This is a genomic window from Pseudomonas sp. SB113 (genome assembly GCF_040754745.1).
GTDB classification, from domain to species: domain Bacteria; phylum Pseudomonadota; class Gammaproteobacteria; order Pseudomonadales; family Pseudomonadaceae; genus Aquipseudomonas; species Aquipseudomonas grimontii.
The window spans coordinates 25,592-51,329 of record NZ_JBFMHW010000006.1 but is presented as its reverse complement, the minus strand read 5'-3'; the positions used below and the strand labels follow the sequence as shown (position 1 = coordinate 51,329).

Annotated in this window: 23 protein-coding genes; 8 read left to right on the top strand and 15 right to left on the bottom strand. The window is 61.1% G+C overall.

The genetic code is table 11. The annotated features are described in order from the left end of the window. Positions 1-27 precede the first annotated feature (27 nt). Both AB1462_RS09890 and AB1462_RS09885 read left to right on the top strand, forming a co-directional pair. Positions 28-1,797, top strand: coding sequence for a sigma 54-interacting transcriptional regulator (locus AB1462_RS09890; protein ID WP_367246658.1), 1,770 nt, complete (start codon positions 28-30; stop codon positions 1,795-1,797). Positions 1,798-2,085: 288 nt separating this feature from the next. Then, positions 2,086-3,228 carry a polysaccharide lyase family 1 protein gene (locus AB1462_RS09885; RefSeq protein ID WP_090402319.1) on the top strand — a complete coding sequence of 381 codons (1,143 nt, stop codon included), beginning with the start codon at positions 2,086-2,088 and terminating at the stop codon, positions 3,226-3,228. Positions 3,229-3,285: 57 nt separating this feature from the next. Here the strand turns inward: AB1462_RS09885 and gspF are convergent, their stop codons facing one another. From gspF to gspG, 7 genes are all read right to left on the bottom strand, one after another. Continuing rightward, positions 3,286-4,497 (bottom strand): type II secretion system inner membrane protein GspF, encoded by a 1,212-nt coding sequence (gene gspF, locus AB1462_RS09880; RefSeq protein WP_367246657.1) that lies wholly within the window; start codon positions 4,495-4,497, stop codon positions 3,286-3,288. Continuing rightward, entirely contained in the window at positions 4,497-5,915 is a 1,419-nt protein-coding gene (gene gspE, locus AB1462_RS09875) for a type II secretion system ATPase GspE (protein ID WP_367246656.1), read from the bottom strand. The genes gspF and gspE overlap by 1 nt, the downstream gene beginning before the upstream one ends. A 142-nt stretch (positions 5,916-6,057) precedes the next feature. Beyond that, positions 6,058-8,388 (bottom strand): type II secretion system secretin GspD, encoded by a 2,331-nt coding sequence (gene gspD / locus AB1462_RS09870; protein WP_367246655.1) that lies wholly within the window; start codon positions 8,386-8,388, stop codon positions 6,058-6,060. Beyond that, positions 8,385-8,894 carry a type II secretion system protein M gene (locus tag AB1462_RS09865; protein WP_259194222.1) on the bottom strand — a complete coding sequence of 170 codons (510 nt, stop codon included), beginning with the start codon at positions 8,892-8,894 and terminating at the stop codon, positions 8,385-8,387. The genes gspD and AB1462_RS09865 overlap by 4 nt, the downstream gene beginning before the upstream one ends. Continuing rightward, positions 8,887-10,026, bottom strand: coding sequence for a type II secretion system protein GspL (gspL, locus tag AB1462_RS09860; protein WP_259194223.1), 1,140 nt, complete (start codon positions 10,024-10,026; stop codon positions 8,887-8,889). Before gspL ends, AB1462_RS09865 begins: the two co-directional genes overlap by 8 nt. Next, positions 10,023-10,946: a type II secretion system minor pseudopilin GspK gene (gene gspK, locus AB1462_RS09855; RefSeq protein ID WP_259194224.1), complete on the bottom strand. Its 924-nt coding sequence runs from the start codon at positions 10,944-10,946 to the stop codon at positions 10,023-10,025. The genes gspL and gspK overlap by 4 nt, the downstream gene beginning before the upstream one ends. Positions 10,947-10,954: 8 nt before the next feature. Beyond that, positions 10,955-11,404 carry a type II secretion system major pseudopilin GspG gene (gene gspG, locus AB1462_RS09850; RefSeq protein ID WP_027603442.1) on the bottom strand — a complete coding sequence of 150 codons (450 nt, stop codon included), beginning with the start codon at positions 11,402-11,404 and terminating at the stop codon, positions 10,955-10,957. 137 nt (positions 11,405-11,541) lie between these two features. On the opposite strand from gspG, the gene gspI reads away from it, so the two are divergent. Next, the gene (gene gspI, locus AB1462_RS09845) at positions 11,542-11,928 is read left to right on the top strand and encodes a type II secretion system minor pseudopilin GspI (protein WP_090402303.1); all 387 of its coding nucleotides are present in this window, start codon (positions 11,542-11,544) and stop codon (positions 11,926-11,928) included. 6 nt (positions 11,929-11,934) lie between these two features. Here the strand turns inward: gspI and AB1462_RS09840 are convergent, their stop codons facing one another. Further along, the gene (locus tag AB1462_RS09840; protein WP_259194225.1) at positions 11,935-12,366 is read right to left on the bottom strand and encodes a type II secretion system protein N; all 432 of its coding nucleotides are present in this window, start codon (positions 12,364-12,366) and stop codon (positions 11,935-11,937) included. Between the two features lie 68 nt (positions 12,367-12,434). Here AB1462_RS09840 and gspH point away from each other — a divergent pair, with 68 nt between their 5' ends. From gspH to AB1462_RS09825, 3 genes are all read left to right on the top strand, one after another. Then, positions 12,435-12,896 (top strand): type II secretion system minor pseudopilin GspH, encoded by a 462-nt coding sequence (gene gspH / locus AB1462_RS09835; RefSeq protein WP_090402301.1) that lies wholly within the window; start codon positions 12,435-12,437, stop codon positions 12,894-12,896. After that, complete coding sequence (locus AB1462_RS09830; protein WP_090402299.1) at positions 12,893-13,498, top strand: type II secretion system protein GspJ; 606 nt, start codon at positions 12,893-12,895, stop codon at positions 13,496-13,498. Before gspH ends, AB1462_RS09830 begins: the two co-directional genes overlap by 4 nt. Positions 13,499-13,722: 224 nt before the next feature. Beyond that, positions 13,723-14,151, top strand: coding sequence for a hypothetical protein (locus AB1462_RS09825; RefSeq protein WP_259194226.1), 429 nt, complete (start codon positions 13,723-13,725; stop codon positions 14,149-14,151). 44 nt (positions 14,152-14,195) lie between these two features. On the opposite strand, the gene AB1462_RS09820 is transcribed toward AB1462_RS09825, so the two are convergent. From AB1462_RS09820 to AB1462_RS09810, 3 genes are read right to left on the bottom strand one after another with little or no spacing between them, the layout of a single operon-like run. Continuing rightward, positions 14,196-15,431 carry a nucleoside permease gene (locus AB1462_RS09820; RefSeq protein ID WP_090402294.1) on the bottom strand — a complete coding sequence of 412 codons (1,236 nt, stop codon included), beginning with the start codon at positions 15,429-15,431 and terminating at the stop codon, positions 14,196-14,198. A 42-nt stretch (positions 15,432-15,473) separates the two neighbouring features. Next, complete coding sequence (locus AB1462_RS09815; RefSeq protein WP_259194227.1) at positions 15,474-16,550, bottom strand: sugar phosphate isomerase/epimerase; 1,077 nt, start codon at positions 16,548-16,550, stop codon at positions 15,474-15,476. Next, on the bottom strand, positions 16,547-17,713 hold the full coding sequence (locus AB1462_RS09810; RefSeq protein ID WP_259194228.1) for a Gfo/Idh/MocA family protein: 1,167 nt from the start codon (positions 17,711-17,713) through the stop codon (positions 16,547-16,549). Before AB1462_RS09810 ends, AB1462_RS09815 begins: the two co-directional genes overlap by 4 nt. A 187-nt stretch (positions 17,714-17,900) precedes the next feature. Here AB1462_RS09810 and AB1462_RS09805 point away from each other — a divergent pair, with 187 nt between their 5' ends. Further along, positions 17,901-18,896 carry a LacI family DNA-binding transcriptional regulator gene (locus AB1462_RS09805; protein WP_090402288.1) on the top strand — a complete coding sequence of 332 codons (996 nt, stop codon included), beginning with the start codon at positions 17,901-17,903 and terminating at the stop codon, positions 18,894-18,896. A 712-nt stretch (positions 18,897-19,608) separates the two neighbouring features. On the opposite strand, the gene AB1462_RS09800 is transcribed toward AB1462_RS09805, so the two are convergent. The 4 genes from AB1462_RS09800 to AB1462_RS09785 all read right to left on the bottom strand — a co-directional run bounded on the left by AB1462_RS09800 (position 19,609) and on the right by AB1462_RS09785 (position 23,976). Then, a complete protein-coding gene (locus tag AB1462_RS09800) occupies positions 19,609-20,487 on the bottom strand; it encodes a helix-turn-helix transcriptional regulator (RefSeq protein ID WP_367246654.1) in 879 nt (292 codons plus the stop codon). 126 nt (positions 20,488-20,613) lie between these two features. Next, a complete protein-coding gene (locus tag AB1462_RS09795; protein WP_090402283.1) occupies positions 20,614-21,405 on the bottom strand; it encodes an SDR family NAD(P)-dependent oxidoreductase in 792 nt (263 codons plus the stop codon). After that, a complete protein-coding gene (locus tag AB1462_RS09790; protein ID WP_367246653.1) occupies positions 21,398-22,990 on the bottom strand; it encodes an amino acid permease in 1,593 nt (530 codons plus the stop codon). Before AB1462_RS09790 ends, AB1462_RS09795 begins: the two co-directional genes overlap by 8 nt. 209 nt (positions 22,991-23,199) lie before the next feature. Beyond that, a complete protein-coding gene (locus AB1462_RS09785; RefSeq protein WP_090402281.1) occupies positions 23,200-23,976 on the bottom strand; it encodes an IclR family transcriptional regulator in 777 nt (258 codons plus the stop codon). Positions 23,977-24,339: 363 nt separating this feature from the next. Between AB1462_RS09785 and AB1462_RS09780 the strand changes: the two genes are divergently transcribed. Beyond that, the gene (locus tag AB1462_RS09780) at positions 24,340-25,710 is read left to right on the top strand and encodes an aminotransferase (protein ID WP_367246652.1); all 1,371 of its coding nucleotides are present in this window, start codon (positions 24,340-24,342) and stop codon (positions 25,708-25,710) included. Positions 25,711-25,738: the final 28 nt, after the last annotated feature.

Here is a 25,738-nt window from a genome sequence, read left to right as displayed (position 1 = left end):
GATCACTCGCTTTGCAGGGGCATAACAATGACTAATCCCCACAGCGCGCTGCCCGACGACCGGGTGGCCATCGCGCCCTATCATCCGCGCGGCGACAGTCGCCAACTCAGCGACAGCAGCTCACCCACGCCGGCGGAGCTGGCCGACTGCCTGTTCTTTTCGCCCGAAGACGGGCGTATCTGGCTCAACGATCAACGCATGGTATTGCTGCACAGTTCGTCGTTCGGCGCCCTGCGCGGGGAGGTCATCGCGCGCCTGGGGCTGGAGCAGGCGCGTGGCCTGTTCACCCGCACCGGTTATGCCTCCGGCGCGCGGGATGCGCGGTTGATACGCGAGCGCTGGCCACAGGCCGATGCCGCCGCCGTGTTTCGCGCCGGGACCCACCTGCACACCCTGGAAGGCATGGCCAAGGTCGAACCGCTGCACTTCAAGTTCGATGCCGACTCAGGGTTCTATGAAGGCGAGTTCCTCTGGCACCACTCCTGCGAGGCCGATGAACATGTGAGTGCCTACGGCATTGGCCAGGACCCGGTGTGCTGGACTGAAACCGGCTATGCCATTGGTTTCGTCAGTGGCCTGTTCGGGCAAATGGTGATTTTCCGCGAAGTCGAATGCCGGGGCATGGGCCATCGCAGCTGTAAGGTGGTCGGCAAGACCGCCGAACAATGGGGTGACGTCGAGCAGGACCTGCGCTACCTGAATGTGTCCCAAGCCGTGACCCACCCTGCCGCCCCCACGCTCGCCAATCCGCTGCGCAGCGGCGGCGGCATCAGCCAGCCCCAGCCGTTGGTGGGCGCCAGTGCGGCGTTCAACGCGGCGATGCAAGCCCTGCAACGGGTCGCGCTGACCCCGGCAACGGTGTTGATCAGCGGTGAATCCGGAGTGGGCAAGGAGATGTTTGCGCGCCAGTTGCACCAGCTCAGTCGCCGCCATGACGGCCCGTTCGTGGCGCTCAACTGCGCCGCCATTCCGGACAACCTGATCGAGGCCGAGCTGTTTGGTGTCGAACGCGGCGCGTACACCGGGGCGACGCACTCGCGCCCTGGACGTTTCGAGCGGGCCCAGGGCGGCACGCTGTTCCTGGATGAAATCACCAGCCTCAGCCTGGCCGGGCAAAGCAAGTTGCTGCGCGCCTTGCAGGAACGGGAAATCGAACGGGTCGGCGGGGTGCGCGGTATCAAGGTGGATGTGCGCGTAGTGGCCGCCACCAATATCGACTTGCGCAAAGCCGTGGCTGACGGCAGCTTTCGTGAAGACCTGTTCTACCGCCTGAATGTCTACCCCATCGCCCTGCCCCCGCTACGCGAACGCCGGGACGACATCCCACTGCTGATCAATGCGTTCCTCACGCGCTTCTGCCAGGAATACGCGCGAACGCCGGTAGGCCTGACCATGCGCGCCCTGAAAGTTTTGCTGCGCTATGACTTCGCGGGCAATGTGCGCGAGTTGCAAAACCTGATCGAACGCGGCCTGATCGCCAGTGACGAAGGCCAACCCATTGACCTCGTGCACCTGTTTCGCAACGAGCCGATGCCTGCCGATCCCTATGGCCTGGACGACCATGGCAGCCTGTCCAACACAGGGCCGCAGATGACAACAACAGCGCCGCGCCCTGCACTGCTGGACACCCTTGGCCAGTTGGATCAGGGCTTTTCCATCGAAGGCCTGGAGTCGCGCCTGATCAATGAAGCGCTGCAACAAAACGCCGGCAACCTGGCCGCCGCCGCCAGGCTCGTGGGGCTCAGCCGCGCTCAATTTGCCTACCGGTTGAAGAAGCATCAGCGGCAAATCCCTTGAATGGTAATGAGTGCTTTAAAAGCTTTAGCCGATTTAAGTATTTTGCAGCGATACCGGGCCGACAAACGCCCCTCTTTTTACTCGTGAAAAGGATCTCCTGGGAGTGGTAAACAAAACCGTTTACTTGTTTATTCTATAAACAGTTGTACGACAACACGGACACACATGATAGTATTTCTCATGCAGCGGACGTTCGATTCGCTGCACCAGTGGCAAGGACGTCCGCTCGAGAAACGCGCATGCCTGTGCGCGTTTAAACACTCAAGTTAATCAAGGATCTGATTACTCATGACAAACCCCTCAACCTTCACTGCCTCCAAACTGGCCAGTGCCGTTATCGGTGCCCTGCTGCTGTCCAGCGTTCCTGCGCATGCCGCGGACATTTGGCTGGATTCAGCCACCACCGGCTGGGCCACTCAAAACGGCGGCACCAAGGGCGGCTCGCGAGCCGCGGCGAATAATATCTACACGGCGAAAAACGCGGCTGAGCTGAAAACTGCACTGAAGGCTTCGGTGGGCACCAACGGCCGCATCATCAAAATCACCGGCATCATCGATATCAGCGAAGGCAAGGCTTATACGACGACTGCCGATATGAAGGTCCGCGGTCGCCTGGATATTCCTGGCAAGACCACCATCGTCGGTACCACCAGCAATGCTGAAATCCGCGAGGGTTTCTTCTATGCCAAGGAAAACGACGTCATCATCCGCAACATCACCATCGAAAACCCTTGGGATCCCGAGCCGAAGTGGGACCCTACAGACGGCAGCGCCGGCAACTGGAACTCGGAATACGACGGCCTGACCATCGAAGGTGCCAACAACGTGTGGGTCGATCACGTGACCTTCACCGATGGCCGCCGTACCGATGACCAGAACGGCAGCGCCAACGGCCGTCCGAAGCAGCATCACGACGGCGCGCTGGATGTTAAAAACGGCGCCAACTACGTGACCATCTCGTACTCGGCGTTCAAGTCGCACGAGAAGAACAACCTGATCGGTTCCAGCGACAGCCGCACCACCGATGACGGCAAGCTCAAGGTCACCATCCACAATACCCTGTTCGAGAACATCTCTGCCCGTGCGCCACGCGTGCGCTTCGGCCAGGTGCACCTGTACAACAACTACCACGTGGGCAGCACCAGCCATAAGGTGTACCCGTTCTCGTACGCCCATGGCGTGGGCAAGAACTCGAAGATCTTCTCCGAGCGCAATGCCTTCGAGATCAGCGGTATCAGCGGTTGCGACAAGATCGCCGGCGATTACGGTGGCAGCGTCTACCGTGACACCGGTTCGACCCTCAACGGCAGCGCATTGAGCTGCCCGTGGAGCACGAGCATCGGCTGGACCCCGCCATACAGCTACACCCCGCTGGCCGCAGATAAGGTCGCCGCCGACGTCAAGGCCAAGGCCGGCGCCGGTAAGCTCTAAGCAGCACGGTCACCCGTGAAATGAGAAGCCCTCGGTGACGAGGGCTTTTTTGTGCAGCTACTGCACCAGCTGGTTGATCTCGATGATCGGCAACAGCACCGCCAGCACGATCACCAGCACCACCGCGCCCATCACCACAATCATCAGCGGTTCCAGCAGTGCGGTCATGCCCATGGCCCGGCGCTCGATATCCCGCGACAACGTCTGCGCCGCCCGCTCCAGCATCGGTGGCAGCGAGCCGGTTTTTTCGCCGCTGGCGATCAGGTGGATCAGCACCGGCGGGAAGACCTTTTCCACCGCCAGTGCCGGGGCCAGGTTGACGCCTTCGCGCACCTTGGCCGTGGCATCGTTGACGCACTGGCTCAGGCGCTCGTTGGACAGGGTTTGCCGCGCCGCTTCCAGTGCACGCAGCAGCGGTACCCCTGCGCCGCCGAGAATCGCCAGGGTCGAGGCAAATCGTGCGGTATTCAGGCCCAGCACAAAGCGCCCGATCAGCGGCAAGCGCAGCACGCGGCTGTGCCAGTTCAGGCGCGCCACGGGGTTGCGCAGGTACAGGCGCCAACCCCAGAAACTACCGACGATGGCGCCGAAACACAGCCAGCCCCAGGCGCGGATAAAGTCGCTGGCATTGAGCATCGCCAATGTCAGCCCGGGCAGATCCTGGCGCGCCTGGGAGAACGCGCTGACCACCTGGGGCACCACGTAGCTGAGCAGGAAAATCACGATGCCGATCGAGACCAGCCCGACCACACCGGGGTAGATAAACGCGGTGAGGATTTTGCCGCGCAGGTTGTTACGTTCCTCGATGTAGTCGGCCAGACGTTCCATCACCTGGGCGAGATCACCGGACTCCTCCCCCGCCGCGATCAACGCGCGGTAAATCGACGGAAAGTCCCGTGGCCGTGCGGCCAAGGCATCCGCCAAACGCATGCCGCCACGTACATCGGCACGCACAGCGGCGAGGGTCTGGGCGATGTGTTTTTTCTCCGCCTGCTCCACTGTGGCGCTTAATGCCGCCTCCAAGGGCAAACTCGCACCGAGCAGGCTCGCTAGTTGCCGCGTGGCCCAGGCCAGGTCGTTGTCCGACAGCTTGGCGCTGAACAGGCTGCTGCCGGCGGCGCTTTGCTGACCGCCCTCGACCTGCACCAGCAACGCGGTCAGGCCACGGCTGCGCAGCACCGCAAACGCCCCGCTCTGGCTGTCGGCTTCCAAATGCCCGGCCTCGACTTTGCCGTTGGCGTCGGCGGCTTCATAGCGATAGCGATTCATCAGGCGTCCCGTGTTACGCGCAGGATTTCTTCCGGCGCGGTGGCGCCACTGCGCACCCAGCGCTCACCGTCTTCACGCATGCTGAACATCCCCGCACGGCGCGCGGCCACGCGCAGATCCTGCTCGCCGGCACCCTGGTGGATCAAGCTACGCACCTCGTCGTCGACGCAAAACAATTCATGGATACCGGTCCTCCCGCTGTAACCGATCTGATTGCACTGCGCGCAGCCCACCGGGCGCCAGGTGCCAGGCGCGGCGGGGTCTTCCTGTTTGCAATGCGGGCACAGGCGGCGGACCAGGCGTTGCGCCAGGACCCCCAATAACGACGAGGCCAACAGGAACGGTTCGACGCCCATGTCGATCAGGCGGTTGACCGCCGACACCGCATCGTTGGTGTGCAGGGTCGCCAGCACCAGGTGCCCGGTGAGCGAGGCCTGCACCGCGATTTGTGCGGTCTCCAGGTCGCGGATTTCACCGATCATGATGATGTCCGGGTCCTGGCGCAGGATCGCCCGCAGCGCCAGGCCGAAGGTCATGTCGATCTTGGCGTTGACCTGAATCTGGCTGATGCCCGGCAGGTCGTATTCCACCGGGTCTTCCACGGTGAGGATATTGCTGGTGCTCGCATCCAGCCGTGCCAGCGCCGCATAGAGGCTGGTGGTCTTGCCGCTGCCCGTGGGCCCGGTGACCAGCACGATGCCGTGGGGCTGGCGAATCAGGGTGTCGAGGCGGGCGAGCAACTGCGGCTCCATGCCCAGGGTCTCCAGTTGCAGGCGCCCGGCCTGCTTGTCGAGCAGGCGCATCACCACGCGCTCGCCGTGCCCGGTGGGCACCGTCGAGACACGAATGTCGATGGGTCGCCCGGCCACGCGCAGGGCGATACGCCCGTCCTGGGGCAGGCGTTTTTCGGCGATGTCGAGCTGGGCCATGATCTTGATCCGCGACACCAACGCGCCATGCAACGCCTTGCGCGGCGACACCACATCACGCAGGGTGCCGTCGACGCGGTAGCGCACCACCGAATGGGTTTCATACGGCTCGATGTGAATATCACTGGCCTCGTCCCGCGCGGCCTGAGTGAGCAAGGCGTTGATCATGCGGATCACCGGCGCGCCGTCCTGGGTGTCGAGCAGGTCGGTGATCTCGGGCATGTCCTGCATCAGGCGGTCGAGGTCGACCTCGTTTTCCGCCGCGCCGACCACGGCGGCGGCGCTGCCGGTGTCGGCATAGGCGCTGGTCAGCAGGCCGTCGAGTTCGTCATCGCGTATCTGCTCAACCCGCGACTGACCGAACTGGCGCCGCACTTCGCTGATCGACCAACCGGGGGTTGAGGGGCAGACGGTCAGCAGCAGACCGTCCTCGCCGGGGCGCAGGAGGATGCGTTGGGATTTGGCCCAGGCGTAGGGCAGCAGGCTCATACCCCTCTCCCACAGGAATACACAGTGCAAATGTGGGAGGGGGCTTGCCCCCGATGAGGGTGTGTCAGCCACAGGTGTACAAACTGACCCACCGCTATCGGGGGCAAGCCCCCTCCCACATTTGGCCCAGCGAACAGCAGGCTCATGGCCGTGCGCCTACCGGTACGGCGCGGATGACCGCCCTCGGCCCCTGCTGCTGCCCGCCCGGAATCGCCTTCTCCACCGACGGCAATTGCGGCGCCTGCACATCCGGCATCGCCCAACTGTGCTCCGGCTGCAAGCCGCTCTGCGCCCGGCGCATAAACTCATAGCGGTTCAAGGTAATACTGCGCCCCGCCCCACTGTCGCGAATGATGTAGGGCCGTAAAAACACCATCAGGTTGGTCTTGTTCACACTGCGCTTCTCATTGCGAAACAACGCCCCCAACCCCGGAATATCCGACAGCCACGGCACCGCGTCATTGCTCTGGCTGTAGCCGTCCTGCAACAGCCCGCCCAGCACCATGATCTGCCCGTCATCGAGCAAAATACTGGTGTCGATCGCGCGCTTGTTGGTGACGATCCCGGCTGACGAGGCGCTGCTGGACGCGCGCTCATCGATGCTGCTGACTTCCTGGTAAATATCGAGTTTGACCGTGCCGCCCTCAGAGATTTGTGGGCGCACATTCAGCTTCAAGCCGACTTCTTCGCGGGTGACCGTCTGGAAGGGGTTATTGCTGGTACCGCCGCCACCGGTCACGTAGCTGCCACTGACAAACGGGATGGTCTGGCCAACAAAAATACTCGCCGCCTCGTTATCCAGGGTCAGCAGGTTCGGCGTCGACAGTACGTTGCTGCCGCCTTTGCTTTTGAGCGCGCGGGCCAACACTTTGAGGTCCATGACCTTGCCAATGCCAGGCACATCCACGGTACCGTTGATGAAGCCGAGGCTGAGCCCGCCAGGCAACACGTCAACGCTGGTCTTGCCATTCAGGTTGAACCCCGCGCCGCCCAGGTTAGTGCCGCCAATCACGCCTTTGCCGGCTAGGTCGCCGCTCTGCCACTGCACGCCGAATTCATTGGCATCGTCCTCACCGACTTCAACGATGAGGCTTTCAATCACCACTTGGGCGCGGCGCTGGTCGAGCATGTCGATGACTTCGCGCAGGTTGCGGTACAACGGCTCCGGGGCGGAAATCAGCAGGGTGTTGGTGGTCGAGTCGGCCTGGAGGGTTACGCCACCGGCAGTGAAGGCAACGTTTTGCTCATTCGACTGTCCACCGGGCTGGCTGCTCGAGTTGCTGCTCATCTGCGCCGGCTCATTGCCGCTGGTGGTACTGCTTTGGCTACTGCCCGGCCCGGTCTGGCCGCCGGAGGTATTGGCGCCCATCGCGCTGAGCACCGACCGCGCATTGTCACCGCCACCGCTGTCGCTTTCACCGGTCAGCAAACCGCGTAACGACTGCGCCAGTTTCGCCGCCTGGGCGTTGCGCAGGTACACCACGTGCAAATTGCTTGGGTTGGCTTGGGCGTTATCCAGTTTGTAGATCAAGTTACGCGCCAACTCGGTTCGCTCCGGGCTGCCGGCACGAATCACGATCGCGTTGGAGCGCGGGTCGCCCACGACGGTGATTTTCTGCGTCGGGTCGCTGCCCGGCTGCTCCAGCAGTTGCGAGACCATCTCGGCAATATCCACGGCGATCCCGTTTTGAACCTGCACCACATCGGTGTCGATGGCGCTCGGTGTATCGATGCTGTCGATAAGCTGCGCCACCCGCGTCAGGTTCTCGGCGTAGTCGGTGACAACGATGGTGTTGTTGCCTGGATAGGCATTGATCGGGTTATTCGGCGAAACGATCGGGCGCAGCACCGGGATCAGGTTCACCGCATTTTCGTATTGCAGGCGGAAGGTGCGGGTGAGCATGCCGTTGCCGCTCGGTTTGTCGGCACTGTAGATCGGCCCGCCGAGCAGCTTTGCATCGGCCTCGGGCACCACGTGCGCGATACCGCCCACATCCACCACGCTGAAGCCCTGCATGCGCAATGCCGCCAGCAGCATGTCGTACGCCTGATGCGCCGGCACCTGCCCTTCGGAAACCAGCGTGAGGGAGCCCTTGACGCGGGGGTCGACCAGGAACTGCTGCCCCGTCGCGCGGGACAACGCGCGCACCACGGCTTGTATGTCGGCCTCGACGAAATTCAGCGTGACCGGTTGATCGCCCAAGGGCTTGCTCGGCGCAGCGCCGCTGTGACCGGCACTGCCGCCACGCGCGGGGTTGGTAACCTTGTGCAATGGCCGCGGCTGCCGTTCGATTTGCACTTGCGCCCGCTGCCGGTCTACCAGTGCATCACCGCTGCGCTGGGTGGTAGCCAGGGGCAACCCGAGCTCACTGTCCTGGGGTAAATCCGCCGTGGGCTGCGAGCTGCACGCACCCAATGCGAGTAACAGAAACGGCGCAGCCGTACGTACATAATGGGAACCTGACCACTTCATGATGCTTCCTTAGCGCCGTGCATCCGATCCATACGGACGGTTCCTGTGAGAGTGCCTGCCATGTTGTCGGCCGAGGCGTCGCCAGCGCGTTGCAAGCGAGCCTCGACCACGTCCAGCGCAAATTGCCTTGGGTCACTCAATAACCAGCCGAGCACCGCATCGGCGGGGGCCGCATCCAGTGTCAGTAGCCAGGACAGATCCTGGGCCTGCAACCGGTAGTGCCCCGCCAGTCCGGCGGCGTCGAGGGATTGGCGCAATGAGTGTTCAAGGTCCAGCCCGACAGGCGTGGTGACCTCGCGAAGCAACAACTCCAGTGCCTGGCTCTGGGCGCGCAGCTTCGGGGTTTCGGCTTGCCAATAGTCAATGTTCTTGAGCGCGGGCTGGATCAGCGCCAGCCAGACCAACAGGCTGGCGAGAAACACCGCCGCACCGCTGACCATGGTTTTTTCGCGCGGGGCCAACGCTGTCCAGCGTCTTCTGAATGCCATCAGCCGCGAATTATTCATCGTCGTTTTCCACGCTGGAATCACCCTCTCCCGATACGGGTTCGGCCAACGCGCTCAGCGTCCAGGTGCGCTCATTGCGGTGGGCGGAAAGTCCCGCCTGGCTCAAGGCAGCCTGTACAGCGCCGTCGGTAGCGGGAGTGGCTTCGGCGGTCATCTGCACCTGCAACTGGCGTTCGCTGAAGGCCAACTGCTCGACGCTGCCGGCCATGAACGGCAGCGCAATGGCGGCTTGCTGCACCAGGTAAGCAAAGTCGTGATTGGCTTGCGCGGGCCCGCCCCCTTGCCGGGTCGCCAATTGCTGACGAGCCTGTTGCAGAGGATTGAGAATCACCGGCAGCTCGGGAAATGCGTGCTTCACGCGCTGGCTCATCTGCTGCTTGAGCTGCTGCCCTTGCGCAACCTCGCGAGCGGCGTAAAGGTTGAATCCGGCCACCCAGACACCCGCAGCCAACGCACAACAGCCCAACGCCCGCCCCCATCCGGCCGCCTGTGCAGTGCGCCGGCCGACCCCGGCGTGCAATCCCCAGCCAGGTGCAGCGCCGTTCCAGCGCTGGTGGTCCACGGGCCACCGCACACTTTCGCCGGTGGCGGCGAGCGCTTCCAGACGGTCCTTAACCAACGGTTCCACCGCCCCTTGGGCGAGGGTGAAACGCAGCAGCAACTGGCCCTCTACCACACACGCATTGACCTGCCCGGCCGCTGGCACGGCTAAGCGGTAAGGCGCTGGATACAGGCCGCTCAGCTTAAATCGGTGCAGGCCAAGCAACTGACCGAGGCGATCCAGTACAGCCTTGGGCAGCCAGCTCAGATGCACCTGTCCATCGGCATCTCGAGCGCTGTGCGCCACATGCATCTGCTCGCTGGGCCCCAGGATCAACGCCTGCGCAGCGCAGGTAACGGCCGCATCGATACGGGACGCTGACAGAGGCGGCAGCTCGATGCGCGTCAGTACCGTGTCCACGGGGTTAAGGAAACAGTCGACGGCCTGAGACTTGGCCTGTTGCCCCAGCTGGCCAAGGGTACTGATGCCGGTTTGGCTGACGCGCCCCTTGCGGTCCAGTTGCGCGAACTCAAGCTCGGTGTCCGACGTCAAGGTCTCCAGCGGCGGCAAGGCAAGGCGCAGGCGCGTCATACGCCCAGCCTCGACCAGATCACCCTGGGCATTGCGTCTTCTGGACGATACAGCAGCGCAGCCATGTGAACACGGCGCTGATTGCGGCGGGCTTGACCCTGGAGCAGGAACCACTCACTGGTGATCCCGACGTTGAGTTCATCCACGTTCAGGTTGGGCAGTCGCGCACGGTTAACGAAGTCGCCGCGATTGACAAACCACTGGCCACGATCACGCTCAGCGACCAACGCCTTGGCCTGCGCCAAGGACAAACCCGGCACCACCGCGGCCAGTACCTCAGCGCTGGCCGTATTGCTGTTGACCCAGGTGTTGACCGGAAGAATGCTGACGTAGCGCTCCAGCCGCGCCAAGACCCGCTCATTGAGGCCTTCGATACCGCGTAATTGATCAAGACTGCGCAGCATCGGCTGGGTCGCGGGTAATGGCGGGGGCGGCTGCCCCACTGTTGAGGCAACCGGTCTATGTGGGTAGGCCGCAATCACGCGCTGGCTGATGCGCTGCGCCAGGCGGGTCTCGACACCGATCATCTCGCACAACCGCTCAAAGCTGCGCATCTGCCCGAGATCAACCGACTCCTGGGCGATTAAATTACGCAGATTGAACTTGCCTTGCAGGTCTTCAAGGCGACCTTCGAATTCGCCGTCCCGAGCGATGTTGATCGGCCGGGCCCAAGGCTGGTCAAGCCGCGTCAGCACATCATGCTCGCGAGCATCGCGGAGCAATTTCCGGCTGACTTCCAGGCCGCCCAGCAGTGATGCACTGCCCTGCACTCGCGCCTGCTCGGCCTCAAGTGAACGGGTAAAAACGCTCTGGCGGGTAAGCATGCCGGCGGCGAACACAGCGACCACCGCCGCGATCAGCATCGCGCTGATAATCGCCATGCCGCGCTGTTTCGCCACTGTCGGCGAGTGCGATTTCATGGCGGCGCTTAGAGCTGCCAGGATCCGATATCGGCATTCACGCCGTCGCCGTCAGGCTGGCCGTCGGCACCGAGGGAGAAGATGTCGACTTCGCCGTTCGCGCCGGGATTCAAGTAATGGTAAGGACGGCCCCAGGGGTCGTTGGGCAGGCGCTCCAGATAAGAACGCCAGTTGGTATTTTTTGCATCTGCCGGGCGCTCGACCAAGACCTTGAGGCCCTGGTTCATGTTGGGATAGGTACCGTGGTCGAGGCGATAAAGCTTGAGCGCCTGCATCAGGCCGGCGACGTCTTGCTTGGCCGCAATCGCCCTGGCCTGGTCCGGACGGTCGAGCACTTTAGGCACGACAATCGCCGCCAGAATACCGAGGATGACCACCACCACCATGATCTCGATCAGCGTGAACCCTTGCTGAGCGTGGCGGGCGCGAGGCCCGTATTTGATGCGCGCGAAATCCATATCCACCATCCTTGGCTTGATCCTAATTCGGCGCGCAGTGTAACAAAACTAACTATCTGGATAGCAAAAATAATTGGCCGCTGCCCGCTGCGCTCTGAGTGCTACTCTACGGCGTGTTTTTACGCCAAGAGTGGCCCATGGAGCTGTCGCGCAAGGAGCAAGGTTTTACGTTGATCGAGGTGCTCGTGGCCTTGGCGATCATTGCCGTGGCGATGGCGGCGGCGGTCCGCGTGGCAGGCTTGATGACCCAGAGCAATGGGTTGCTGCGCGACCGTTCGCTAGCGCTGCTGTCGGCCCAGGGCAGGCTTGCCGAACTGCGCCTGGAGGGGCAACTGCCCAGGGGGCACAAAGCGTTTGACTGTGATCAGGGGCGCTTGCAGTTGCGTTGCGAGCAGAGCATCGCACCGAGCGCCGATGGGCGCATGATGCGTATCACCCTGCTGGTGTCGGAGCGCAAGCGCGAGGCGCCGCCGTTGGCGCGGGTGGAAACGCTGCTCAACCCACCGAGGCAAACCCAACCATGAGCGTGCTCAGGGTCGGGTCAATCGCGGTAGAACCAGCAAGTCCGGCAGCGTGCTGACCTTAATGCGAGTGTGCTGCGTGCCACGCTCAATCACCACCGCATCGCCCTCGATCGCCGCCAGGCGCACACCTTGGGCCAACGACTCGCCCACCAGAAAACTGCGCGGCGGCCCCTCGTTCAGGCTCAGGATCGCCACCGCCCCGCGCGCACCGGCCATCAGGCCAGAGACCTTGATGTCCACTGCCACCGGCTGGTTGGAAAACCACCGCAACGCCGGGGTATCCGGGCGAGCGGCCATAATCGGCGGCTCGACCTGCGGCACCTGGGACTCGGCCGACGTCAACAACACCGAAGACCAGACCACCACACCCGCAAGCGCCGTGGCCAATGCCATTGCCTGTACCACTTGCGGCGCGGTCAAACGAAAAATAGCGACCACGACAAAACCTCCCTGTTGTCCTGCCGGGCAGTCTACAGGAGAGACCCACGACGAAGGAGCGTTGTGTCATGACCAAGACCAATCAGCAAGGCTTCACCCTGATCGAGTTGATGGTAGTCCTGGTGATCATCGGCATCGCCTCAGCGGCGATCAGCCTGAGCATCAAACCCGACCCGTTGCAATTGCTGCGCAAGGACGCCAACCGCGTGGTCCAGATGCTGCAAATCGCCCAGGCCGAAGCCCGGGCCGACGGCCGCCCCATCACCTGGCGGGCCGACAATAAAGGGTTTCGCTTCAGTCGGCGCAACGCGCCTGGCCAGGACTGGGATCACTTCATGAACGACCCGCAACTGCGTCCCCGTGCGTGGGAAACACCCTCGATGAGCGTTCGGGTAATCCCCAGGCAACCGGTGATACTGAATGCCGAATGGTTCGCCTCCCCCTTTCAACTGCAGCTCTCGGATGGCCAGCACCACCTCACCCTTCAACGCACGGCGACCGGGCAAATACGCGTGGCGGACCAACCATGAAAACCGACCAACAGGGGTTTACCCTCATTGAGGTCATGGTGGCGATCATGCTGATGACCATTGTCAGCCTTATTGCCTGGCGCGGCCTCGACAGCGTGAGCCGGGCCGACAGCCATCTGCAGGCCAGCACTGAACAGACCGAGGCGTTATTACGCACCCTCAACCAGCTGGACCGCGACCTGGCCCTGCGCGCCAGCATCGAACTGAGAACGCCAAGCCTGAGCGACGACGAGCAGCCGGACGGCCTCGCGGCAATCAACGTGCGCAGCTCCGACAGGCATGATTTTCAGCTGAATGTCATTCGTAGCGCAGCGCTTCCCGAAAACGGTTTGCAACGCGTGCGCTGGTGGCTGGACGGTGACACGCTGTACCGCGCAGCATCAGCGGCCAGTGATCGATACCCGTTACCGGCCCCCAAAAAAGCGGTGGCCGTCCTGTCCGGAGTCAGCGACCTGCAGGTGCGCATCTGGGAACCTGGCCAAGGCTGGCGTCAGCTCGCCGGCAACCGCAAAGCCGATCCCATCGGCCTGGAAATCAACCTGACCCGCCAGACGCCGCAAGGGGAAGAACGTTATCGGCAAGTGGTGGGGCCGCTGCAATAACGTGAGTTTATGGTGGGTGCCATTGGAACCCGGTGGCGGTCGCAGAAACGAAAATGACAGGCAAGAAAAAGCCACTCTATTGAGTGGCTTTTTCTTAATGCTTGGAGCGGGAAACGATCAACCTAAGCCGCACACCATCATCCATTCGCTGGTGTTGCCATCCAACGTCTGAGTAGTCGCTCAGAGGACTGCATTCGGCCGATTCTGTTGGAAAAGTAGCTCCCGTGGTTGGCTCCTCGGTGCTTCTCGCGGCAGCTGGATTATTCCAGTTTTCTTTCGCGGCCCTCACGCAGCAGTTCACGTTGCAAATTCAGCTTGGATACCCTAATGACCGCGGCACGGTTGAAGGCGATGGTTTCAGGCAACTGGCGACGCAAGGCCTCCAGTTGTACGTGGGCAGAGGTCACGGTCAGGTTGTATTTTTTCAGCAGCCGGTTGGGTTCATCCGCGCTGACACCCTGGTCACCGACCAACTCGACTGCGGAAAACCCGGCGCTCTGTGCCAGGAAAAACTGCTGCTCCAGGGTGCCGACATTGCGCAGGGCCTACATCTGCAAGGCGATCTATCGATCGGCCGCGGGGCCTGCCAGCAGCGCTGTGGCATTCAGTACGCAGCCGGCAACGAGGGGGGCCAGTGCCATTTTTTTGAGTAGGCGCATCGTAATTTCCTTATTTGTTGTTATGGATTCGTGGCTGCTCAAGCCTTGGCGGGCGCCAGTTCCACGGCTCGCGTATCGCGGAAGGCAAACAGGAACACCAGCACCACGCCGAGGGAAAAGCACGCAGGGAACAACCAGATGCTTTGCCATTGATGGCCCGCCGGGGTGGCGTAGTAGTCGGAGACATGGCCCGCGACCCAGAAGCCGATCAGCATGCCAAAGCCGTAGGTGGCCAGGGTGATCAGGCCTTGGGCGGAGCTTCTGAAGCGCTCGGGGGTTTTCGCGTCGGTGTAGATCTGCCCGGAGACGAAGAAAAAGTCGTAGCAGATACCGTGCAGTGCAATGCCGGTGAACAGCATAAAGGCCAGGTCGGCGTTATTGCCGTAGGCGAACAGCACGTAGCGCAGGGCCCAGGCCAGCATGCCCATCAGTAACGCGATCTTGATACCAAAGCGGTGAATGAACAGGGGCAGCAGGAGCATGAACAGAACTTCGGAGACCTGCCCGATGGCCATCTTCGCCGTGGGATTGGTCACGCCGATTTCCGCGAGGAACGGATTGGCATTCTGGTAATAGAACGCCAGCGGGATGCAGATCAGGATCGAGGCAATGAAGAACACCAGGTAGCTGCGGTCTTTCAGCAGGCCCAGGGCATCCAGGCCAAGCATCTGCTTGAGGCCGCTGCGGTGGGTCTCGGACTTCAGCGGTGCGGTACTCGGCAGGGTAAAGCTGTACAGACCCAGCACCAGGGACGCCAGCGCCGCCATCAAAAAGGTGTTGCGCAGGCCACCGCCAGCAATCGCTGCTTTCGAGTCCCAGGCGAAGACAAAACTGATCACCACACCCGCGACGATCCAGCCCACAGTGCCCCACACGCGAATGCGCGAGAACTCCAGCGCCGGGTCGTGCATCTGCCGAAAAGCCACAGAGTTGACCAGTGCCAGGGTCGGCATATAGATCATCATGTAGGCCAGCACGTAAGGATAGAACGTGCCGAAGTCCGGCGCCCGGTAGAGCTGATAGAGCAACACCGCCCCCACCAGGTGCAGCACCGCCAGGATGCGTTCGGCATTGAAGAAGCGGTCAGCGATCAGTCCGATCACGAACGGGGCAATGATCGCGCCCCAGGACTGGGTCGAAAATGCCATGCCAATCTGGCCGCCGCTGGCGCCCAATTGGCTGGACAGGAAAGTGCCCAGGGTGACGAACCAGCCACCCCAGATAAAGAACTGCAGAAACATCATGGCGCTCAGGCGCGCAGTCATCCAGGTCATAACAGTCACCGTCTTATTGTTATTGAAAGAAACTGGTGAAACTCAGGCGTCAGGCAAGCCCAACAAGCGCCTGTTGGAAGCCGCATCGCTGGCCACACTGACGAAATCGTCAAAGGCTTTTTGGCTTCGAGTAATCATGTGATCGCGGATGAACCCCGCGCCTTCGGCAGCGCCTTGGGCGGAGTCTTTCAGGCAGCACTCCCACTCCAGCACGGCCCAGCCGCTGAAGCCGTATTGGGTCAGCTTGCTGAAGATCGACTTGAAATCGATCTGGCCGTCACCCAGCGAACGGAAGCGTCCGGGCCGCTCGACCCACCCCTGGTAACCGCCATAGACACCGGAACGCGCATCGGGACGAAACTCCGCGTCCTTGACGTGGAACATGCGGATGCGTGAGTGATAACGGTCGATAAAGCCCAGGTAATCCATTTGCTGCAGCAGCAGGTGGCTGGGGTCATAGAGGATGGCCGCACGGGGGTGGTGATCGACGGCGTCGAGGAAACGCTCGAATGAAGCGCCGTCGTGCAGGTCTTCCCCGGGGTGGATTTCGTAGCACAGGTCGACACCGGCCTGATCAAAACAGTCGAGGATCGGCAGCCAGCGCTTGGCCAGTTCGGCAAAACCTTGCTCCACCAAACCGGCCGGGCGTTGTGGCCAGGGGTACATGTAGGGCCACAGCAAGGCCCCGGAAAACGTCGCGTGGGCGGTCAGGCCCAGACGCTGGCTCGCCCGCGCCGCCAGCTTCAATTGCTCGATCGCCCACTCGGTGCGTGCCTGGGGCTGGCCACGCAAATGAGCGGGCGCAAAGTCATCGAACAGCGCATCGAACGCCGGGTGCACCGCCACCAACTGACCTTGCAGGTGGGTGGACAGTTCGCTGATTTCGACCCCGGCGCTGGCGCACACGGCCTTCAGTTCATCGCAATAGCTCTGGCTTTCGGCTGCGCGTTCAAGGTCGATGTAGCGCGTGCCCAAGGTCGGCAATTGAATGGCTGTGTAGCCCTGGGACGCTGCCCATTGGGCAATATTGGCCAGCGTGTCGAACGGCGCTTCATTCGAGATGAACTGTGCCAGGAATATCCCTGGGCCACGCAGGCCTTCAGCTGTCTGTTGGGTCATAGGCCGCACTCCACAGGTGTCCACTTGTCGTTACTGTTGTGACTGACGATGGCGGCCTCGATAAATGCCATCCCACGCAGGCCCACCTCGATACCGGGCACACCCGGCGCGGTATGGCCTTCAACCTTGCCGCGAATGGCCAGGGCAAAGTCGCCATACAGATTGGCCATGGCTTCCAGGTAGCCCTCGGGATGGCCGGCGGGCAAGCGCATGCGCTGGGCCGCCGCCTCGCACAACCACGGCTGCCCGATGCCGGAGCGCAGTACACGCATCGGTTGATCCAACGAACGGTGAATCAGGCTGGCGGGTTGTTCCTGGCGCCACTCGAGGCCGCCCTTGTCGCCGTAGACCCGAATGCTCAACGGGTTCTCTTCCCCTGCGCAGACCTGGCTGGCGATCAACACGCCACTGGCGCCCTGCTCCATCTTCAAGAGCATGGCGGCGTCGTCATCCAGCTGACGGCCTTCGATGTGCACGCCCAGGCTGGCGCACAGGTGGGTGACGGCTTGATCGGCCACGAACTCCGCCAGGGAAAAGGCATGGGTGCCGATATCGCCAATGCAGCCGCCCAACCCGGACAACGCCGGCTGCCCCCGCCACTCAGCCTGCTTGTTGCCCTGCCCGGCCACATCCTGGCTGAGCCAGCCCTGGGGATACTCCACCAGCACCTTACGCACCGCACCGATCACGCCACTGCGCACCATTTCCCGCGCTTGCCAGACCATGGGGTAACCGAGGTAAGTGTGGGCCAGGCCATAGAGCCCGGCACTGCTGTGCAAGCGGGTTTTCAGGGCCTGCAGTTCAGCCAGGTTCAAGGCTGCGGGCTTCTCGCTGAACACATGGAAACCGGCGGCCAATGCTTCGCTGGCCACCGGTGCGTGAAGATGATTGGGGGTGACGATCACCAGCAGTTCCATGCGCTGCTCAGCCGGCAGCGCGCGCTCGGCCTCCAGCATCGATTGCCACGTGCTGTAGCAGCGTGATTGCGCCAGGCCCAGGTGGCTGCCCGTGCGCAGGTTGTTCTGCGCGTCGCGACTGAACGCACCGCAGACCAGCTCAAAGCGCCCATCAAGGCCCGCAGCCTGACGATGAGCCTGGGCGATAAACGAGCCCTCCCCTCCACCGACAAAGCCCATTCTTATTTTAGGTATCACTGTGTTCATCACTGCTCTTCTCTGTTCGGGCCGGTTGAATGGCTATTTGAAGCCAAAATGTAACCGGTTACATTTGAACAGAAATCTATGCGCTGTTACGCAGCCTGTCAAATACTTGATCGTCCTCCGCAAGGATTTCAGCGCAGGCAGACCTGCTGTAAGCTCGCCCGACGCACTGTTTGAAGATGAGGTGGTTTTGTCCAATATTCGTGAAGTTGCCCGGCTCGCCGGTGTCTCGGTAGCTACCGTATCGCGCACCTTGAAGTCACCCGATTGCGTGCGCCAGGCCACTCGGGACAAGGTCAACGCCGCCGTCGAGCAGGCCGGTTATCGGCCCAACCTGATGGCGGTGCAGTTTCGCTCACGGCGCACCGCCAACCTGGTGATCCTGGTGCCGAAAATTGCCAATACCTTTTTTGCCCGTGTGATCAGCGGCGCCCAACAAGCCGCCCAGGCCGCCGGTTACCGGCTGCTGCTGTGCGACACCCAGGGCCGCGAAGACATCGAGTGTGAATTTGCCGAACTGGTCTATGCCCACCAGGCTGATGGCGTGATCCAGTTGCGCGCCTTCGACCCCTTCCCCGCCGACAGCCTTGAGACCCCGCCTATGGTCAATGCCTGCGAAGTGATCAAGGGTGGACGCCACCCCACCATCAGCCTCGACAACCACGCAGCCGCCAAGGCAATGACCGAACACCTGATCAGTCTGGGCCATCGGCGGATCGGCCTGATCAAGGGCCCTCAAACCAGCCCCCTGACCCAGGATCGAGTCGCGGGTTACCTGGCCGCCCTGGATCAGGCAGGCATCCCCTGCGACCCGGCGATTATTTGCCACGGAGACTTCAGCTTGCGTGCCGGCTACGACGGCGCCGCCACCCTGCTGACGGTGCCGGACCGCCCTACAGCGCTGTTTTGTGAGAGCGATGAGATGGCCATTGGAGCGCTCAAGCGCATCAAGGAAGCGGGCCTACGTGTACCCAACGACATTTCATTGGTGGGGTTCGATGATATTCCACTGGCGCAGTACTGCGACCCACCGCTAACTACCATCGCACAACCTTCAGAAACATTTGGGCGCCTGGCCGTAAATATGCTGATCGACGTGATCGAGAAAAAATCGACCGTCCAGCAGACGGTGATACTGCCTTTTAAGCTAACGATACGTGACAGCACTGCTCCCCCGGCTCGCTAGAATGACCATATCCCTTAACCTAACGGAGGAGCGCTAGCGACTAAACCCCGCCAACATATTGAAATCAGCGCCTGCGCTTTGAGCGTGAGGCACGAAGGCGTGACTCGTGATTTCGGTTCGGTTAGCTGTGGCGGCTACAGTATTCAGAATATCGCTGAAGAGCACGCGCCTGTCTCACCCGAAGCTGAGCATCTCCTTTGGTATCAGTACTATCTTCACGGTAGCAGTGGTCGCGCTGGATTGACCGCGAACAGAAACGAATTCTGCCATTTGCCATGGCCCATGTGGTCCCCCACGTAGGGTTTCGCACAAGAGGCGTTTGAGGCGACTGCCGCAGCGTTTGAGAACGACGACTTTGTTGAAGCGGTCACACACTTGTACCGTCATCGTTTCGGAGTGGTTGAAGGTGACTCAGCTTATCGAGACATAGAATCCCGGCTTGCCGCGCCACCAAAGATCACTGTCCCTTCACTGGTTCTGGAGGTGGTGCTCATGCGGTCGATCCACCTGCCGAGGACGACCCATTCGCGCGTCATTTTACCGGGCCGTATCGCCGAGATGTCTTGGAAGGCGTTGGCCAAAACCTACCCCAAGAGACGCCGGAAAAATTTGCCGACGGGATATTGAGCCTCGTTGGTTGAGGTCATGAAAGTTACACGATAAACCCGTGATATTGATCGATCCATTCGGGGCAATTCCTGGAAAAAGCCGCCTAAACGGCAGCAGCCTCATGCAACTCCAACACCTTACCAGCGTTGGCAAACGGGACATTCGCGGTTTGACTCAGGACAAAATTCACAAACAAATGAAACAACTCGGATTGGCTGGAAATGCCAAGCTTGAAATACAGGTGCTTACGGTGATTTTTGACCGTGCCTTCCGCGATCCCCAGGTGCAGTGAAATCGAAAGGCTCGAATGCCCACGCAGGATCATGCTGACAATCAATTGTTCGCGGGGGGTGAGCTGGTCGTCGGCGAATCGCGAAAACGCATTGTTCAAGTGCTCTTTCAACGCGGAGGCACTGTCGTCGATATGCGCGCAAACACCTTGATAGTGGCGCTGCAACAACACATCGACCATCGCCCGACACTGTTGTAAACCTTTGAACTGCGCAGGCGAAAAAGGCACGGAAGCGTTCATTCGCATCAGCGAATAGGCCAGGTGACCGATGCCTGGCAATACAGAGATGAACACGATTTCTTCGGCCAATGTGCCCGACTGCATGGAAATACACGGATGAACATCGGGGGAGTTGAAGTAATCGCCCTCGAAAAAAGCATCAGGGGCCAACTCGCTCATGCGATAAAGCCCCGTCGCCCGGCCGTGGGCGCAGGCGGTGTAGACCGGGTCCAGCAAATACGTGCCGTTGAGATAGCTGTGCATCGCACCCGGTTCGCAAATGCCTTGCAGATTGTCGTGCAGTAACACCGGCGCACCGTCCGCTGGGTAGAACAGCACGCAGCTTTGGTCGAAATTGACCATGGCCCACAGCGCCTCATCCAGTTGTCGGGCAAACCCCTCACACTGCAGCAGTGCGACCAAACCGGGCGTCGCCGAGTGCCATGCGTCAAGGACGGGCGCGGCATCCATGCCATATCCGCCATCCGGAACTGAAGTTGCCATGCTATCCCCTTGTCTTTATCCAATGCGCTCCGCCAAGTGAGCGCGAGGGTGAACCAGCGATAAAGAACAAGCATATTTCTTGCCACGCCTGCCTTAAACAGCAGAGAAACCGTTGTCCACAAACAGCTGCGTGCCACTGACGAATGAAGCGTCATCGCTGGCTAAAAACAACGCGGCACGCGCGACCTCTTCGGGCTCGCACAGCCGCCCTTGCTGCAGGCTGATCGCCGCCTCGCTGGCGTCCACGCCCATCCGCTGCAACTCGCGCATTTCTCGCTCGCCGTGAGGGGTGCGGATAAACCCAGGGGCCACCGCGTTACAGCGGATACCACGGTCACGAAACTCGACGGCAATGGCACGCGCGAACATCTGGCATGCGCCCTTGCTGGCGTTATACACCACCTCGCCAGGGGTGGCGTATTGCGCAGAAATCGACGAGGTGCACACAATGCTGCCCGCGCCCTTGGCAAGCATTTGTGGCAGCACCGCCTGAGTGACCAGGTACATGCTCTTGACGTTCACGGCCATGAGCCAGTCCCACTCATGCTCCTGTACGTCCAGAAAAGGTTTTACGATCAAGGTGCCCGCGTGGTTGAAAAGCACATCCGCTGGGCCGAATTCCGCCAGCCCTCGGGCGACCGCTTCGCGAGCCTGAACGCCTTGCGAGACGTCGGCGCCCAACCCCAAGGCTTGGCCGCCTTCGGCATTAATCTCCGAGGCCAGGTCGGCGGCTGCCTCGCCGTTCAAATCGATGATTATCACCTTGGCCCCTTCCACAGCGAACAAGCGGCTTGCGGCAGCGCCGCAACCCCCCGCACCACCGGTGATAATGGCCACTTTGCCGGCCAGGCGGCCCTTACCTTTGGACAATTCGACACTAGTCATTGTGTGGGTTTCCTTCACGACCGCCACTCACGGCGAATGCTTCTTCCGGTGACAGCACCAGGCGATGACGACGATAGAAAGCAAAATAGGCCATCCCGATCAGGTACCAGCCGGCAGCCGCGAGGGCCGCCCATTTGTAGAGCGGATCGAGAAACTGATAAATCAGGGTAGCCGTCGCAATAATAATCACCGCGACCGCTCCGAATATCCCGTACGGGCTGCGATATGGCCGATGCAGATCCGCGAAGGAGCGCTTCAGGCGAATGAACGCGATGCTTTGCAGGATGTAGGAAATCATGCCGGCGAACACAATCATGCTCACCAGGATTCCGCCCATCAATGGGTTGTTGTCCTTGCCGAACGTAAACCAGCAGAGCATCAGGATACCCAGAGCCGCCAGAGCGCCCGTGGCCAGCGCAATATTCGGCGTATTGCGGATTGGGTGCGTTACCGAGAGCCCGGTGGGCAAGTAACCGGCACGCGACAGCGAATAGATATTGCGCCCTGCGGCAAAGCTGCCGGCCAGGAATGACGCCGCCAGGCCCAGCACGGCAACGGCCGACAACAGCTTGCTGGCGGTGTGCCCAAAAATCTCGCGGAAGCCATCGAGCAGGGGCTCCGATGAGGTGCTCATGAAGAAGCTGCCACCGCCGATCGAGGCGCTGAAAAACAGCACGCCCAATGCCAGCACCGCAAGAATCAGGGTGCCCCAGACTAACGCCTGCGGTAAATGTCGAGTCGGGTTGTGCGATTCCTCGGCAGTCAGCGGCAATTGCTCGATGGCCAGGAACATGTAGACAGCGAATGGCAATGCCAGCATGACGCCGGTCATTCCGAACGGCAGCCAAGGCCCGTTACCGCCCTGCACCTCGACCACCTTACCGCTGGCGTCCGCCGCAAGGTTCAGGGCATTCCCACTGAAGTCCATATGCGGGTAAGCCGCAATAAAGAACACCACCAACACCGATACTGCCGCGAGGGTGATGAGCACAACGGCGCGCATCGACACCCCCAGCCCCCGGTTCGAAAGCAGCAGCATGCAGGCATAGCCGACCACCCACCACACCGGTTGCCATTCGGGGCCGGTGCCGAAAATCGCGGTCAGGTAGGCCCCCATGAAAAACATATTCCCTGCGGGCGCCAGGATAAACTCGATGTTCTCGGCAAGGCCTGTGCTGAACCCACCCCACGGGCCCATTGTGGTGCGTGCAAATGAATAGGCGCCGCCGGTATGCGGCAGCGCAGCGGCCATTTCGCCGATGGATGAGCACAGGAAAAGGTACATCACGGCAATGATCAGCAAGGCCAGAAACATGCCGCCGAAGCCCTGCGCCAAACCCAGATTCCAACCGGAATACTGCCCCGCCACCACCGCACCGACGCCGAGAATCAGCAGGGTGAAGAAACCTGCATGACGCTGCAGGCGACGTTGCTCAAAGTAACCACTTTCCACACTTTGATAACTGACCCCTGACGGGTTAACGGCCGCAGTCGGCGCTTTTATTGTCGATCTGTCCACGCGGTGATCCTCCAAATCGGGCTCAAGGCAAATGCCTCTATCGTCATCTTCAAATGCACCGCGCACGCTGCCTATGTCTCCAAGGGGACATGTCGAAAGCGGAATACGATACCAACCCTGTTACCCCAAAAGGGGCATTGAACATGACCCCATAGTAGGAAGCAGTAGAAGATCGGCATATACCCTTCCAAAGTAACCCTACGCCGGCTCGTTCGTGACGTCGTATATGTGAAGCATCTCGATTGGATGCGGCTAGCCAGTAATGACTACACCCGTCAAAAGTCGCCTTTGAACCCAAGGTTCCAAGACGCGCGCAACGCTGCTTTTTTTAATGCCCTTACCTGCTCAGGATTCACTTCTCGGGAAATATTCTGCACGGTCGCCACCAGCGCTACAGTGCCGATAAACTCCGCATTGATGCCCAGTATTGGTGCGGCAATCGCAGAAATACCCAAGGTTTCTTCCTCGATCGCAGTGGCCCAACCTCGGGTACGCACCTCACTGATCTGGCCTGCCAGTTGGGCGTGGTCAACCACGGTATAGGGCGTGATGGCCGGCAGTTCGAGGGGCAGTTGCTCCCGCCCCAACTGCTTGGCGAAAGCCAGCACCACCTTGCCCTGGGCGTTGCAATGCAGCTGCAATTCAGTGCCGGTGCGCACGCCGATTTCGAGGGTAGACTTGCCCAACTGGGTCTCGACCACCATCAGGCGACGCCCCTGCAAAACCGACAAGACCACCGACAGTCCCAACTCCTCGCGCAGGTCGCGGATCGCGTCAGCCGACGCGCTTAGCAGGTCGATACCGTCGGCGGCGATTTTCCCAAGGACGTAGGCCTGGATACCTAGGCGATATTTGGATGTCTGCGGGTTCTGGCTCAGGTAGCCACGCTCCACCAGGGTTTTCAGGTGCCTGAACACAGAGCCCTTGGTGGTGCCCAGTTGCATCGCCAAGTCGCTGACGCCCACCTCCTCGCTGGCCCCGGCGACACGCTCCAATACATCGAGCGCCAGTTGTACGGACCTGACCCCACCCTTACCTATTTTATCACTCATCGTTGGTCCCTTTTTTTAACGTTCGCCCGTGGGGCTAGTCGGCCTGGCAAGCTTTATGCTGCAAATAAAATACCTTGTTCGCACAGGCGAAACGATACCGCTTCACAATGAATACTCACAAGATCCCTTCTGGTGATTCACCCAGCGAGCGCCGTCGACTCCACATAATCCGCTCTCATCCTACAACCCTCTGATTTAACTATAGGTCTTCCTCGCACAGTCGGAGAACGATCAACCATTGTTCGCTAACAGAAACAACATTACCCACAGCGAAACACAAAATATTTGACGAGCGCGTTCAATCATCGTAAAAATAAAACCACGTACCGCATACGCATACGCCAAAACAAAGAGGATGACGTCATGACCGCCCGTGATTCGGCGATGGCCAAGCGAGATATCGCCCACCATCTCCATCCGCAGACCAACCTACGGCTGCATGAACAAGTGGGGCCGTTGCTGATCGAGCGTGGGGAAGGCATCTACGTGTTTGATGACCAGGGTCAGCGTTACATTGAGGGCATGTCGGGGCTCTGGTGCGCGACGCTGGGTTTCAGCCAGCCGCGCCTGGCCGAAGCGGCTTACGCGCAGATGCTCAAGCTGCCTTATCAACAAACGTTCGCTCACCGCAGCCACGGCCCGGCTGCTGATCTGGCCGCTGAACTGATCGCTCACGCGCCTGCCGGGCTCGACAAAGTGGTGTTCCAGAGTTCGGGCTCCGAAGCCATCGACACGGCCATCAAGCTGGTGCGCTATTACCACATCGCCCTCGGCAAGCCCGGCAAGCACCGCCTCATCGCCCGGCAGCGCAGCTACCATGGCACCACCCTGGCCGCCGCCAGCCTCACCGGCCTGCCGAACATGCATAAAGGTTGGGGCGACCCGCTGGCAGATGTGATCCATGTACGCTGCCCGCACCTGTATCGCCAAGGGCTGCCTGGGGAAACCGAAGAAGCGTTTACGACACGCCTGGCAGAAGAACTGGAACAAACCATCCTTGACGCCGGACCGGACACCATCGGGGCCTTCTTTGCCGAGCCGGTGATGGGCACCGGCGGCGTGATCCTGCCGCCGGCGGGCTACTTCACCAAGGTGCAGGCGGTGCTGCGCAAATACGACATTTTGATGGTGGCCGACGAGGTAATCTGCGGCTTTGGTCGTACCGGTTACTACTGGGGTTGCCAGGCGATGGGCATCCAGCCGGATATGCTGACCTGCGCCAAAGGGCTCTCGGCCGCGTTCCAACCGATCTCGGCCCTGCTGCTCAGCGATCGGATATATCAAGTGATCGCCGACCAGAGCAATGCACTCGGCGGCCTCGGTCATGGCTACACCTACGGTGGACATCCCGTCGCAGCGGCGGTGGCCTTGGAAACCCTGCGCATGTACGACGAATTGAATATCGTCGAGCATGTGGTCGAAGTGTCCAAGGCCTTCCAGGCGGGCGTAAAAGCCTTCTCCGACCATCCTCTGGTAGGTGAAGCGCGGGGTATCGGCTTGATGGCGGCGCTGGAGTTCGTCGCTGACAAACACACACGCGAGCCTTTCCCGGCCGAGCTGAAAGTGGCGACTCAGGTGAGTAACGCGCTGCAGAGCCGGTCCATTCTGTTACGCGCCTTGGGCGACACCCTGGTCATGGCGCCGCCGCTGATTGTCGATGCCGATCAGATCCAGACTATTCTCAACGCTGTGGGTGAGGCACTGGATGAAGTCCTTGCGAGTATCCGCCCATGACCGCACAGCCTATTCGCTCGCTACCCAG